8 protein-coding genes are annotated in these 14,955 nt (G+C 55.6%); all 8 read right to left on the bottom strand.

Translation table 11 applies throughout. The features are described from left to right. Positions 1 to 5: 5 nt before the first annotated feature. Entirely contained in the window at positions 6 to 3,068 is a 3,063-nt protein-coding gene (locus tag J7I43_RS21185; protein WP_209147868.1) for a SusC/RagA family TonB-linked outer membrane protein, read from the bottom strand. Between the two features lie 34 nt (positions 3,069 to 3,102). Beyond that, a complete protein-coding gene (locus J7I43_RS21180) occupies positions 3,103 to 4,809 on the bottom strand; it encodes a RagB/SusD family nutrient uptake outer membrane protein (protein WP_209147867.1) in 1,707 nt (568 codons plus the stop codon). Between the two features lie 22 nt (positions 4,810 to 4,831). After that, a complete protein-coding gene (locus J7I43_RS21175) occupies positions 4,832 to 7,912 on the bottom strand; it encodes a SusC/RagA family TonB-linked outer membrane protein (RefSeq protein ID WP_209147866.1) in 3,081 nt (1,026 codons plus the stop codon). A gap of 28 nt (positions 7,913 to 7,940) precedes the next feature. Then, complete coding sequence (locus tag J7I43_RS21170) at positions 7,941 to 8,903, bottom strand: DUF4961 domain-containing protein (protein ID WP_209147865.1); 963 nt, start codon at positions 8,901 to 8,903, stop codon at positions 7,941 to 7,943. Between the two features lie 19 nt (positions 8,904 to 8,922). Then, on the bottom strand, positions 8,923 to 9,354 hold the full coding sequence (locus J7I43_RS21165; protein ID WP_209147864.1) for a DUF5004 domain-containing protein: 432 nt from the start codon (positions 9,352 to 9,354) through the stop codon (positions 8,923 to 8,925). 10 nt (positions 9,355 to 9,364) lie between these two features. Then, a complete protein-coding gene (locus J7I43_RS21160) occupies positions 9,365 to 11,068 on the bottom strand; it encodes a RagB/SusD family nutrient uptake outer membrane protein (protein WP_209147863.1) in 1,704 nt (567 codons plus the stop codon). A gap of 185 nt (positions 11,069 to 11,253) precedes the next feature. Continuing rightward, complete coding sequence (locus J7I43_RS21155) at positions 11,254 to 13,560, bottom strand: GH92 family glycosyl hydrolase (RefSeq protein WP_209147862.1); 2,307 nt, start codon at positions 13,558 to 13,560, stop codon at positions 11,254 to 11,256. Between the two features lie 5 nt (positions 13,561 to 13,565). Then, positions 13,566 to 14,942 carry an SGNH/GDSL hydrolase family protein gene (locus J7I43_RS21150; RefSeq protein ID WP_209147861.1) on the bottom strand — a complete coding sequence of 459 codons (1,377 nt, stop codon included), beginning with the start codon at positions 14,940 to 14,942 and terminating at the stop codon, positions 13,566 to 13,568. Between the last annotated feature and the right edge of the window lie 13 nt (positions 14,943 to 14,955).

Genomic DNA, 14,955 nt, shown 5'->3' with positions numbered 1-14,955 from the left:
TGTTATTATTTAAAACCGATCTGGATACCCACGTTCACGACTTTCTGGTTGATATAGGCGTCGCCCGCGGTGTTGCTCGCCACTTCGGGGTCCTGCTGGTATTTGTCGTAGTTGGTCCAGGTGAAAAGGTTATATGCGCTCAGGTAAAGCCTGGCGTTGTTAATGCGTTTCGGCAGCCAGCGGCTCGGCATCTGGTACCCGAGGTCGATGGTTTTTAACCGCACATACCGCGCATCGATCAGCCAGAAATCGGACATGTAGGTACGCGCGCTGTTCACTGTGGTAGGGTTGCTCGTCAGGCGCGGGAACTGTGCATGGGCGGCGTTCTCAGGCGTCCACCTTTCCTGGTGGATGGGCTGGAACTGGCTCTGGAACGTTTCGATCCCGGTGCCCACCACGCTGAAGCTGTACCCGAAAGAGCCCTGGAACAGCAGGTTGACGCTGAAACCTTTGTAATTCGCGCCAAGCGTAAGGCCCAGCACCGTGCTGGCAAGATTGGGCTTGCCGATGGGGCCCTGGTCGTTGTTGTCGATCACGCCGTCGCCGTTGATGTCTTTGTATTTGAGGTCGCCCGCCTGGATAGGATATTCCGTGAGCGGCGTAGCCGGTTTGTCGTGCGCGTTGGCCTGTATCTTCTCGATGTCTTCGGGCGTGTAAAAACCGATATGGGTATATCCGAAAGGCTGATCGATCGGCAGGCCGGTCTGCGCCAGCCACGGATACGCAGGCGACGCTTCGTCTTTAAACAACACCTTGTTTTTGAAGTATTGGAACACCAGGCTGGTATTGAAGTTCACGTTGCGCACGCTGCCGCGGTAATTCACCTGCCCGTCGAATCCGGTGTTGCTGGTTTTCGCTACGTTGGTAGGACTGAAACCCACGCCGATTATATTCGGCACGGAACCTTTCCGCACCAGCTGGTCGTACCGTATATCATGAAAATAATCGATGGTAAAGGACAGTTTATCCTTGAACAGGTTCACGTCGATGCCCACGTCGGCTTTTTTGGCTTTTTCCCAGGTCACGTCCAGGTTGCCCAGTTCGCCTTCGTAGATCGAGCCGGCGTTGCCATGGTTTTCCCCGAAAGAATAATCCCCGCCGTTGATATATTCCTGGCGGAACAGGTAACGGTTGCCGGAAGTAACGTCTGAACCTACCACGCCGTACGAGCCGCGGAGTTTCAGCAGGCTCACGAAAGAAACGTTGTCCTTGAAGAACGGTTCCTGCGAAATACTCCAGCCAATGCCCACCGCGGGGAAAAAGCCGTTTCGTTTTTTCGCCTGGAAGCGGTCTGAACCGTTGTACGCGCCGTTAAAATCGATCAGGTATTTCTGTTTGTAATTGTAGCCCACTTTAAAGGAAAAACCCCTGAAGTTGGCCGGGATATCGGATTTGAAAGAAGAGCTCTGGCGGTTGTACAAGGCCAGCGCGTTAAAGGTATGATCGCCGAAAGCGCGGTCGTAGTTGAGGAAAGCCTGTACGTTCACGTTGCGGCTGTAAAGATCGGTGTTGCCGGTTACACGGTATTTCAGCAGCCGGTAATTGCCGCGCGGGTCGAGCGTATACGAGCCGTCTGCCGGGTTGTAATAAAAAGAAGGCGGTTCCGCTTCGCGGAAAAGGTTCCTTGAATATTGTTCTATGCCGGCGTAAGCCACGCGGCCGGTGAGAGACAGGCCTTTGGTGAGGAAATCCAGTTGCTGGGTGGCGCCGAACAGCACGTTGAAGTCCGTTCTTTTGCTGCGGCTGTAACCGCCGTTCGCCAGGCGCGCGTTGAGCGTAGGCAATGCGTCTTTCGTATCCGCGGCGAAAGCGTAAGAACCGTTAGGGTTCATCATCGGCGCGGAATAAGGATGGATCTTTTCGAAGTTGTACACTTCAGACACCACGTTGGCCGAACGCGGCTGGTTGATGTCGCCGAAACGCGTGGTGAGGTCGAGGCGGAGGGTGAGCGTTTTGGTGGCGCGCATGTCCAGGTTCGAACGGAAGTTGTACCTGCGGAAAAAATAGTTCGTGTTCACTTCGTTCCTCGGGTCTGAGAAGTCCTTCACCAGGCCGTTCTGCGTAAGGAAACCGCCGGAAACAAAATATTTCACCGCTTCGGTGCCGCCGGAAATGTCTACGTTGGTGTTGGCCTGGTAAGCATGTTTTTTGAAAACGGCGTCGTACCAGTTGATGTTGGGATGACCGTAAGGATCGTTGCCATTGCGGAACAGCTCGAGGTCCTGATCGGTGAATTTCAGCGGCAGGCCGTCGTTTTTGTACGCTTCGTTCACGAGCAGCGCGGTGTTGTACGAATCCAGGAATTTGGGCGTGCGCACGGGCGACTGCTGACCGGATTCCACGCGCAGGTTCACCTGCGGGCGGCCGCTTTTGCCGCGGCGGGTAGCCACCACCAATACGCCGTTGGCGCCTTTGATGCCGTAGATCGCGGTGGTGGAGGCGTCTTTCAGGATGGAAATGCTTTCGATCTCGTTCACGTTGATCTGCTGCAGCTGGTCGTAGGAATATTCGATGTCGTCTACGATAATGAGCGGTTTATTGCCGTCCGTATTCAGCGAGCTGACGCCGCGGATGAAAAAGTCCGAAGCATCTCTGCCGGGCTGGCCGGAGCGCTGCTGCGACACGAAGCCGGGGAGTTTACCCATCAGCGCATTCTGCACGTTGGCGGTGGGCACGTTCCGGATCTCGGCGCCGGAAATGGCGCTCACCGCGCCGGTGTTGGTGATACGCTGGGCTTTGTTGAAACCCACGATCACCACTTCGTCCAGGCCCTGGGAAGAAGGCTGCAGCACCACGTCGAGCGTGGTAATGCCTGACACGTCTATTTCCTGCGTAGCAAACCCGATCAGTTTTACGATCACGGTGTGGGAAGTGCCTTTCAGCGTGAGTTTGAACCGGCCGTCCGGGTCGGCGATGGAACCGTTGGTGGGCACGCCTTTTTCCGCTACCGCCGCCCCCGGCAAAACGCCGTTCTGGTCTTTTACGGTACCGCTGATGGTTTTCTGCTGAGCCGCTGCGGTGAAGGGAACAGCGCCGATCAGCAGGAAGAACAGTATAATATTTTTCATCTTCTTCAGTTAAATTTCATGAAAGGAATAAGGTTCACCAGCCCGGGTTCTGGCGCATATTATCGTTCTTCACCACTTCGTCGTATGGAATAGGATAGAGATACATTTTCGGCGCGGTGAACGCGGGTTTGAACACTTCCACCACGCTGTAGTTGAACGCCGGCCCTTCCTTGATGATGCTCATGCCGTGCAACGCCTTTCCGTACACCTGCTGCGCGATCTTCCAGCGGCGGATGTCCCAGAAACGGTGTTCTTCAAACGCCAGTTCTATCCTTCTTTCATTGCGTATCGTTTCGCGCATCTGTTCGGGCGTCATGCCGTCGCGGAGACCGTACATGCCGTCTGCCCCCGCCGCGATGCCCGCGCGTGCGCGCAGGTCTTTCAGCACCTGGTATACTTCATCGGTTGCGCCGTTGTATTCGTTCTCGGCTTCCGCGAAATTGAGCAGCACTTCCGTGTAACGCAAAATGATCCAATCGTGGCTGGTATTAGCGTACTGCGATGCATTTTCGAAATTGCCCATGAACTTGCGCATGTAATACGAAGTTTTGGTGCCTGGCTCTGCGCCGCCGGGCCTGTTCTGGCCGCCTTCGAAGGTTTGCAGCTCGGTGCCCAGCCAGCGCGCGCCGTTGTAGAGAATGTTCATGGCCAGGCGCGGGTCGCGGTTGGCGTAAGGTTCGTTGGAGTTGTAGCCGGAAGCGGGATCGGTGATGGGCAAACCGTTGTTCATGGGGAATGCGTCTACCAGCTCCTGCGTGGGATTGGTGCGCCCGCGCGCCACGATGGCGAAACCAACGGGGCCATTGGTGCTTTCGATGGCGGTCGTGTTCCCTTCCTGGCGGAAAAAGAGTACTTCACTGTTATTCTGGGTAATAAATACGTCTTTGGCATTCGGCATCAAGGCAAACTTCCCTTCTTCGATCAGCTCGCGCGCCGCGTCGGACGCTAATTTCCAGCGTTCGCGGTCATAACCCGCATAACCCGTCAGCGGATTGTCGGCCGCAATGTTCTGCCCGTTAAACAACGGACTGGCCGCATATAATAAAACACGCGCCTTCAATGCCTGCGCCGCGCCGCGTGTGGCGCGGTGGCTGTTCAGCTCCGGCGCCGCGATGGGATTGGGCCGCAGGCTGTCTTTAATGGCTTCGCATTCGTTTACGATATAATTCACGCATTCCGCGAATGAGCTGCGCGGCACCTGCACATCGTCTCCCAGCTCGCGTACCTGGTCGCCCATCAGCGGTATGCCGCCATAACGTTTCAACAATTCAAAATAAAACAGCGCCCTGATGAATCTCGCTTCAGCCTTCCATGCAAAACGGATAGACTTGCCGTTGGGCAGCTTTTCCTTCACCGGAGACACGTCGATGTTCGAAACAAAAATGCTGGCGGAACGGATCGCGGCGTAAGCATTGTTCCAGGGCGATTCGTCTGCAATGGCCGTGTAAGGCGTGTATGCGCCGGTAGCCAGCTGCAATACGCTGGAAGTGCCCGCCAGGCCGGAAACCGCATCGTCAGACGCCGCGTCGAGCAGGTCGCCGCCCACGCGGTTGTAACCGCCGGGCAGTTTGGAGTAAATGCTGTTCAGGAATTTGTTCGCATAAGTACCGAGCGAATCGTCTTTATCGAACACATATTCGATCGTCACTTTTTCAAGCGGTATCTTTTCGTAATCTTTTCTGCAGGCAGCCAGGGCGGCGAGGCAGCCGGCCAGGAATATCATTATGCGGAATTGCTTCATGTTGCTTTATTTAGATGGCTGACTAGAATTTAACATTGATGCCGGTGTTCAGCACGCGCTGTATGGGATACGCGCCCACCCCCACTTCCGGGTCTACAAAATCGTACGCGGCGTGCGTGAACAGGTTCTGCGCGTTGGCGAATATCTTGATGCTGCCTACTTTCACGCGGCGCGTCCAGTTGTAGGGCAGGTTGTAGCCAACGCTCAGGTTTTTCAGCCTGAAATAACTGCCGTCGCGCATCCAGAAAGAGGAAGACACTTTGTTGTAGTTGTTGTTCGCATCTGCGGTAAGGCGCGGATATGTAGCCGTGGCAGCGGTTTCAGGCGTCCAGCGGCCGGTGATCTGTTCGTACGCCTGGCCATAGGTAAAGTTCAGGAACTGGAATCCTCCTTCCGTCTGGAAATTATCCACGTAATTCAAACGGTTGGCTACGCCCTGCAACAATGCGCTGACTTCTACGCCTTTCCACGAAAAACCGAACGAAACGCCGTAATAAATACGCGGCTTAAATGTGCCGATGGGCGCTTCGTCGAACTGGTTGATGTCGCCGTCGCCATTGAGATCTTTGTAGCGAATGTCTCCCGGAAGCGGCTTGTAACCCGCAATGGTAGCGCTTCCAGCGGCTTCTTCGGCAGACTGGAAAAACCCGTCGGCGATATAACCGAAACGTATGTTCACCGGTTGCCCCGTTCTTTTGTTCCATTCATATTCGCGGCGCTGCTCGTCCATATAAATGGCTTTGCTCTGCTCGATATTGCCGTTGGCGGTGATGAAATAATTAAAACTGTTCACGCGCCCCTGGTAAGTAATGGTCAGTTCGCCCCCCTGGTACTGGTTGATGCCGATGTTTTCGGGCGGGTAAGCCGCGCCGGACAATGCGATGCTTTTCCCCCTGATCTGCAACAGGTTTTCGTAACGGTCGCGGTAATAATCACCGGTGATCTGCAACTGGTTGTTGAAAAGCGAAATGTCGATCCCCACATCCAGTTTCTTCGCGGTTTCCCAGGAAATGTTCACGTTGGCAAGGCCATCCTCCCGGAAACCCGAGGCCGGGGAACGAACGGTGCCCTGCGAATAAATCCCGCCGCCAACGCCGTTGTTTTCGCTGAATCCCTGCCTCCAGATGTAATACCCGGAATTATCGATGCCGTTGCCAGTGTGCGCGTACGTTCCGCGCAGCTTCAACTGGTCCAGCCAGCCGGCGCTGCCTGACAGGAATCCTTCCTGTGCAAGGTCCCAACCCAGCCCGGCGCCGAAGAATGTGCCGTACTGGCGGCCCGGCATGTAACGGTTGTAGCCGCTCCGGTTGATCGCGCCTTCCACGAAATATTTATTGGCGTAGTTGTAAGATGCTTTGCCGGAAAGATTGGTCGCTTTGCCGGGAAGGTCGTAGTTAAAAGTGGTCTGTCGGCTGTCTGCCAGTACCGCGGCGCTCAGGCCATGGCGGCCGAATTGCCTTTCGTAATTCACAGACACCTGCCCGAAGAAATATTGCGCGTTGAATACAGACATAAAATTGTTGCGCTGCGCGATGGCATTGCCGTATTTGCTGTACACCGTATCGCCCTGCGTTACGCCCATGCGATATACCAGTTCCTGTTTGCTGCGGTCTATCGCGTTGGCGGACTGGATGGAAAGATTGCCCTTCCCTTTTACGGACAAGCCTTTGATCCAGTCGCCGAGATCGTAACGGAGGTCTATGTTCGCCATTACGTCTTTGCTGTTGTCCTGAATATAGCCGCTGTTGATCGTTTGAGACAGCAGGTTGGAGGTCAGGTTGTTGGTGCCGCCCCAGCTGCCGTTGAGGTTATGGATCGGATAAGCGCTGTTCGGCGTTGCCAGCAGCGTGCTGAGGATGTTGCCGGTGCCGCCGCCAGGCTGTGTGCCTTCCTGCAGGCGGCCAAAGATCTGCATGCCGATGTTCAGGTCTTCCGTTACGTCGATGCTCACGTCCGTATTGATAAGGTATCTTTTCAAACCCGCATTGGTATTGTAACTCGCGCCGGGGTCGGTCCTGAAAATGCCCTGTTGGTCAGTATAGTTCAGCGATACGGAATAACGGGCCACATTGCCGCCGCCGTTTACGTTGAGGTTGTAGCGGGACAGCGGCGCGTTGTCGCGGAGAATAGCGTCGTACCAGTTTACGTCAGGGTGCGTATACGGACTGGTTTTATCGCGGAATGCGAGGAAGTCGGCTTCTTTGAAAAGCGGCTCTTTTCCGTCGTTCTGCAAGGCTTCGTTCAGCAGGTAAGCGTATTGCCAGGCCGGTAAAGGTTTCGGCAGGCTGAGCGATTGCTGCACGCCGGTTTGCGCGGTGAACGACACGCGGGGTTTCCCGGCGCGCGCGCGTTTGGTGGTTACCAGCAAAATGCCGCGGGAGCTGCGCTGGCCAAGCAGGAGCGTGGACAAACCGTCTTTCAGCACGGAAATGGATTCGATATTTTCAGGATCGATGGAAAATACGTCGCGCTGCACGCCGTCTACGATCGTTACCGGCGTTTGCCCGCGCAGCGACATTCCGATCTCGGTATTGTCGCTCGGTTCCATGGCGCCCGGCCGCGGGATATTTCCGATGAAAATGTCGATATCAAAATTATCGCCGGTAGCGGGATTGCGGAAACCGCTCGTTTGCTGCGTGTAAAGCCCCGCCAGGCGGCCGGGCAATGCGTAAGCGTACAGCGTGGCGGGCGTGGTGGAGATCTGGTTGGTGTACACCGTGGCCACGGAGCCTACCATGCTTTTGGGTGAAGCTTCGCCGTAGAGTACGGGAATGCGTTGGGGGGACGGAATAAAAAGTTCCTCCAGTCGCAGGTTCACCGTTTTTGTATCGCGTATTTTATGCTCGAGCGTGTAATACCCGGGGGATTGAATGATGAGCGTATTGTTGACGGCCGCGCGCACGGTGAACCTTCCCGCAGCGTCGCTGCTGGTGCTGTCCGCAGCGCCTTTCACGAAAATAGCCGCCCCTGCCACCGGCTGGCCGTAATTGTCTGCCAGCTGACCGGAAACCGTACCGGCCTGCTGCGCCTGCACGCTCCCGCAAAACGCGAGCATAAAACAGGCAAGGGCTGAAATATATTGTTTGAAGTAGCTGTGAGCCATTGTATCAGTTTTATGGGAACGATGGTGATTATTGGCATTTGAATGTATACACGAAGGGATTCGCCGTATTGTTGAACCCCACCTTCACGGCGCCGCTGGCATCTGTAAACAAGTATTCGATCTTCTCCAGCGTCTGCCCTTCCTGCATGTTAAAATATGCGCGCGGCCAGAATGTGATCGCGGATTTGTTGCCCGTATATTTTTTCAGCTGCGTAGCGTCTGTTTGCGCGCATACATCCAGCACCTGCCCGTCTGTGGTGTAACCCTTGGCGCAGAAATAAATGCGGCCCACGCCGTCCAGCGGTGTCGGCACCACGTCCGGGTCGAAGCTAATGGTGAGAAAATCGTTGTCTGTAGCCATTCCCGGCGTTACCGCGGCAATCGCGGGGTTGCAGAAATCGATCAGGTCGCCCTGCCCTTCCGTAACGCTGAAGCAGCTTTTGAACAGGCTTTTGTACACGTTGTTGGAACCGAATACGTCGCTGAGGCCTTCGCTGCTGGTGCCGAGGAAATAACCGGTTTTGAACTGCACGTTTTCCGGCCCCGTCATCGTTTTGATGGTTACGGTGATATTTTCTTTTACGCCCTGCGGCACGTCGTAATCCTGTTCCGTCCAGAACACGACCCATTCCAGCTCGTCCGTCCTGAAATTGCCGCCCATGCCGAAACGTTCCTTCAAAGCTTCGGGCCAGTTTTTATTGTTACTGGCAATTACGGAAGAAGGCACCGGCACCATTTTGCCATTTCCATAACTGCCGGTGGTGAAAGTGATGTTGGAATTGGCGGCGGCGGCCCAGCTTTTTGGCGCCAGGAAACCGATGATCAGCCGCACATTGCTGCGCCCGCCGTCCGCCACGTCGATGCGGTTGCGCATCACGATGGTCATTTCCTGGCCAGCTTTGGCGTTCGTAGGTTCGTCTACGCCTTCGAGGAACACGCAGCCCGCCAGCAGAAGCAGCAACAGGCATATGCCGTATAAATATCTTTTCATGTCTTGCTTTTGTGTTGGATTAGGGATTCACTCTTTCAAGCGTGTACAAATAAGTATTGGAGGCACAGCCCGGGCTGAACGCGAAGTTCATGTTGCGTTTGCCGTTTACGACCGGGTATGTGAAGCCGGAGCTGACGGCCGTTCCGCCCGTTTGGTTGAAGGTGATGCGGAAAGGATATTTCGGATCGTCCATCGAATAGCTGCCGTTTTTGCTGACGATAAAGGGCAGCGGATTTTCGATGGTGTATTGTTTATCGGCGTTGAAACGTATCCTGAACTTCGTAAAATCGGCCAGGGAAGTGATGTCTATGCCGTTACGCATGGCTTTGGTCACGCGCCATTCGCCGGAAATGTCTTTCGGCTGTTCGGGCACGAGTATGTCTTTGCGTTTGCAGGAATTGACGGCTACGGCGAGCGCTATCAGCAAACATATGGTGAGTGCGGATTTCATGCTGTTGATTTTACCAGGAAGGATTTTGTTTTAACTCAGGCGATTTCGCGGTTTCTCCCTGCGGGATGGCCCACAGGTACATCGCTTTCCGGAAATTATGCTTGCGCACGGGGAAGATCCTGTACGTTACGGCGCTGCCGTTGCGGGTGATCTCCATGCCGTTCATTTGTTTGTTCTCGGTTTGCTCCGCGATCTTCCACCTTCTCACATCCCAGAAGCGGTGACCTTCGAAAGCCAGCTCCACCCTGCGTTCCGCGCGAATGGCCTCACGCATCTGCTCTTTGGTAAGACCGTCGGGAAGCTCGAAGGGGACCAGGCCTGCGCGTTTGCGCACCAGTTCCACGGCATCGTATACTTCCTGGGAAACACCGGCGTATTCGTTGGATGCTTCGGCGAAATTGAGGAGCACTTCCGCAAAACGCATCAGCGGGAAACAGCGGTTGCTGCCGTGAATAAAATTCGCGGCGATGTTTTCGTCTAGCATTTTATTGGTGTAATAACCGGTGGGCGTGCCGGAATGTACCGCGTCCTGGCTTACGCCTTTACCGTCCGGCCCGAGGTAGATGTTCACCGGTTCTTTCAGGCCGGTGTTCTGGATCAGCGGCATCTGGTCGCGGATCACGGAATACGCCAGCCGGGGATCGCGGCCGTTGTAGGGATTGTTCGCATCATAACCAGAGGCCGGGTCGGTGATGGCTTTACCGTTGGCCATGCCGAAAGCGTCCACAAAATCCTGGTAAGGGAAACCGCCCTTCGCGCCGTTGCGCGACGGCGGCTGCCAGGCGCTTTCCAGCTCGCGGTTGCCGCCCTGCATTTTCGCCAGGATGTATTCCGGGTTCACGCGGAGGGTGAACAATTTATAAAAACCATAGCCGGGGGAAGTGGCATTGTCTTCGTTGAGCGAATACGCGGCGGTGTTCATCACGGCCAGAGCCGCATCCGCCGCCAGTTTCCAGCGCTCGGGGTCTGCCGTCGGGTAGGCTGCCGTTTCATTTCCCTGTTCGATGCCGCCGCCGTTGAAAAGCGGGCTGGCGGCAAACAGCAATACCCTGGCCTTTAACGCCAGTGCGGCCCCGCCGCTGGCGCGGCCATAATCTTCACGGATGCGCACGAGCGGCAGCGATCCGGCTACCGCGTCGCATTCAGACACGATGTAGTCCACGCATTCCTTATAAGTATTACGTGTTGCCGGAATTTTGTCCTGCACATCGTATACCGAATCGCCGATCAGCGGCACTCCGCCGTAGTGTTTCAGCAAAATGGCGTAATACCAGGCACGCAGGAAACGCGCTTCCCCCGCCATAGCGTTGCGGATGTGCGTGGGAATGGGCGCGCCGGGCAGATGTTTGAGCAGCTGGTTCACCTTGCGGATGTTCGTGTAAGGCGTGTTCCAGGCGTCGCCGCTGATAATGGAAGGATTGACCGTTCCGGTCGCGAACTGGATAGAAGTGGTGACCGTAGCGGATTTCTGCGGCTCCGCCTCGTCGCAGGCCGCGTCGAGACCGCCGTTGCCGAAGCGGGTGGCGCTTTCGGCAAAACCGATATCCAGGTAAATGTTGGTCAGGAAAGCCACCGTACGGGCGCTATCCGAGAATACCGTCTGCTCGTTCAGGTTGGTGGTTTCCGTCTGGTCCAGGAAATTCTTTTTCCCGCAGGAAGTCAGGATGAACATTCCCAGGCACAGGCATGCAGGAGCAGCGAACGTGAATTTCATTGTCATAACGTTAATACGTGGAAGCGTTCAGCTTTTGGTGATAAAATTGCTATCGGGCCGTGCCGCCATAAAGATTTTTACGGCGGCTCAGCCCATAACGCGGTATTTATTCGATCAGTTACTATTTGTCCCTACCCATAATGACACCCATGGAAAGCGGTACCGCCATTCCCGGGACAAATTTTTTACCGGGCGCCCCATTCCCTGTTCGGCGTATCCCCCATTTCCAGCAGCAGCGTTCCCCCGGCCATAATGTCGGCATGGTCAAGATAACAATGCGGGTAGGGTTTGCCGTTCAGCCAGGCTTTCCGGATGTAGCGGTTGGAGGGGGAATTGTTGCGGGTGCCGATCGTGAACTGCTTGCCGGTGGCATATTTCGCGTCCAGCGCTATAGTGACGCTGTCGAACACCGGGCTGGTGATCTCGTAACGCGTACTGCCGGGGCAAACGGGGTGCAGGCCGCTGGCAGCGAGCACGTACCAGGCAGACATCTGTCCCACGTCTTCATTTCCCACCAGCCCTTCCACGGAATTGCGGTAAGCACGCCTGCATATTTCGCGCGTCCAATATTGGGTGAGCCAGGGCGCGCCCAGGCGGTTGAACAGGAAAGGCACATGATGCACGGGCTCGTTGGCATGATTGTAATAATCGTTCCACATCATGTTTTCGGGCACTTCGTCAAAGAAGGCGGTCAGGTCGGCAAGCACTTTTTTCTTCCCGCCCATCAGCGCCACCATGCCGGGAACATCCTGCGGAACGAACCAGCCTTGCTGGTAAGGACTGCTTTCGATGGTGCCGTAGCCCTGTTTCATGCGGCCTTCTTCCGGCCAGGGCTGCCAGCTGCCGTCGTCGTTGCGGGGGCGGAACCAGGCTTTGTTTTTATCGAACACGTTGCGGTAATTGCCGCCGCGCGCCAGGTAAGTCCTTTCATCCTCCTTTTTCCCCAAAGCCCCGGCCAGCTTGCCCAGGCACCAGTCGAAATAAGCGTACTCCAGCGTCAGCGACACGCTCAGGCCGCCGGTGGAGTAACCTTTGGTGCCGTTACCGAATTTCTCCACGGAATTTTTGGCGTAGGCGTAAGCTTTCTGCTCATCAAATTTCCGGATGCCTTTCATCCACGCGTCAGTTATCACGGAAACGGCGGGGTTGCCGATCATACAGCCGCTGTAGGCGTTCAGAAATTCCCAGCGCTCGAGGTATTGTTTGCCGCTTTCATCCGCCAGCGTTACCAGCGAATTGATCATATCATTCACCACACGGGGATTGATGATCGTTTGCAACGGCATCTGGCTGCGGAACACGTCCCAACCGCTGAAAATCGTTCGTTTGCTGAAACTGCCCGTTGCATGCGTCTTTCCGTCGCCGCCGATGTATTTGCCATCCACGTCGGAGAAAGTGCGCGGATCGAGCATGGTGTGGTACAACGCCGTGTAAAACACGCGGTTCTCTTCATCGGTACCACCTGAAACGGCCATCTTTCCCAATGCCTGGTTCCACAACGCCGTGGCCTGTTGCCGCACCCGGTCGAAGTTCCAGTCGTTGATCTCCGCTTCCAGGTTGGCTTTGGCGCCTTCGATGTTGACGAAGGAAATACCCGCTTTCATCAAAACTGCTTCCCCTTCGGTGGTAGCGAACTCCGTGTAAAAGCCCAGGTGTTTGCCGGACTTCTCTTTCACACCTGGCAGCACAGCTGCTTTAGCGATCTGCTGCCGGTAGCGTTCGCTTTCGATGTCTTCGCGTTTGCGCGTCCAGCCATCGGGAATGTCCGCGCTCCAAACGCCGTAATCCTTCAGCGGCTTGCTGAACTGCGCGTAAAAATATACCGTGTAATTTGCCTTCCCGTCGCCGTTGCCCCAGCCGCCGCCATCGGGCGTGCATCGCATGAAACCCGCGATGGTACGGTCATCTATCACTTTCACTTCCTGCCAGGTAGACGTGCCGCCCACCCTGCGCGCCAGGTCGATCTGTATGCGCGACTGCGCGTGCGCCGGAAATGTAAACCGCATGATACCGCTGTGCGGCGCGGCGGTCATTTCCGCTTTGATGTTGTGTTCCGTCAGTTTCACGGTGTAATAACCCGCAGAGGCTTTTTCCTCTTCTTTCGAATAAGCGGAACGGTAACCTTCTCCGGGATGCTGCCGGCGGCCCGCAGAAGTCTGCAATGGGCCTGTAACAGGCATTACAAGAAAATTCCCGAGGTCGCCATACCAGCCGATGCCGCTCATTTGCGTAAATGCAAAACCTTCGATGGTGGTGTGCTCGTAGCTGTAACCGGAGCCGTTGTCGCCGCCGGTGATCGTGTTGGGGCTGAGCTGCACCATGCCGAATGGCGTGGCGGCGCCGGGAAAGGTTTTACCAAGACCGTGGTAGATCCCGGCCGCGCCTTCGCTGGTGCTGGCGCCGATAAACGGGTTCACATAATCCGCCGGGCTTTGCGCCGTGGCAGACAGGGAAAAAGCGGCAAGAAAAAATATCGTTGCAGTGGTTTTCACGTTTGTTAGATTTTAACGATCTCGATTTTGTGCGAAACGGGTTTGTTCAGTTTGTAGATCAGGTCGATGATCGTGTCGATCTCCTGCTGCCAGGCGGCGCGCAGTTCCTTGTACATGGCCGTTTCGTAGTTTTCTTCGTGGTACCGCAGCATGCCGTCGTTTTTCGCGTATTTGCGGATGCTGTCCAGCGCGGCGGCATTGTCTTGCTGGCGCAGGTTCCTTTTATCGAAAAAGTTGCCCTGCACCCAGAAATACCTGCGCAGGCGCGCTTCCACTTCGGCGCGGCGGATGTTGAGCTGCATGATGGACGTAGCTTGTTTGTACTGCGGCGTTTCGGGCACCGTGGCGAGATTGATGCCTTTGCTGAACGCACCGGCAGACCATTCGCCCACGGCATGACCGTCGATCAGCAAATTGTAATCGCCCGGCTGCAGACCGTCTACTTCCAGCATCTCGCGGTTAAATTCATCCGTAAACGGTATCCATTTCAGCGCATCGGCCTGTTTTTGGTCGTTGCCCCAGGTGCGCGCCACCGTGTCGATCGGGAAAGGCAGTGAGGCCGCGAGGTAATTGTAGCTTACTTTCCCGGTGGAAGCGGAAAAATTGCTGATGCTGCAATTCACCTCCTGTTTTACTTTTCCTCCCGCCGCGTCGATGCGTACGTCCGCAACCGGCACGCCGCTCAGCCCCTGGTTTTTCAGGAACAGCGAAGCCATTACAAGATGGCCGGCGTTGCCGGGATGCACCCTGTCCGGGCCGATCAAGGTGAACGCGGAATCTTTCTGCTGCAGTTGTGCGTTCAGTGCCGTCATGGGGCGGAAAAGATCGGCAAAAGGCCAGCCGTTTTGTTTCGCGGCCGCTTCCTGGAATTTCACGACTTCCAGCATGGCTTTGTGTTTACCGCGGAACACGGCGCCGCCGATCTTCGCGGTTTCGTCGTAGGGCGGGGAAGACATCAGGACCTTCTGTATATCCGGCAGTTTTTTCAACCGGTCTTCGATCATCACATAGTTTTTCCGCGAAGCTTCGATGCGCTCGGCGGCGGTTTTATCCGAATCGCTGTTGTTAAATTCGAAATAACCCGTATCGTTCATGCCAAAGGTCAGGATCAGCACATTCGGTTTTTTGGCGAGAATGTCATAATCCAGCCGGCGGTAAATGTCAGACGCTTTATCGCCGCCGATGCCGCCGTTCATGATCACCAGCCTTTTGCCGGGGAAATGCGTCATGTAATAAAGGTAAACGTAAGACACATAGGCGCCGGCTTCCGTAATGCTGTTGCCGACGAAAATAACGCGGTCGTTCTGCTGGAAAGGCTTTACCTGGGCCTGTGCGCAAAGCGTGCCGAGGCCCAGCCCGATGGAATACAATAATCTTTTCATATCGTGTTGTTAA

The organism is Chitinophaga chungangae (assembly GCF_017742215.1).
Lineage (GTDB): Bacteria > Bacteroidota > Bacteroidia > Chitinophagales > Chitinophagaceae > Chitinophaga > Chitinophaga chungangae.
Note: the sequence above shows the minus strand (reverse complement) of the source record. Positions and strands in the feature narration are given on the sequence as shown.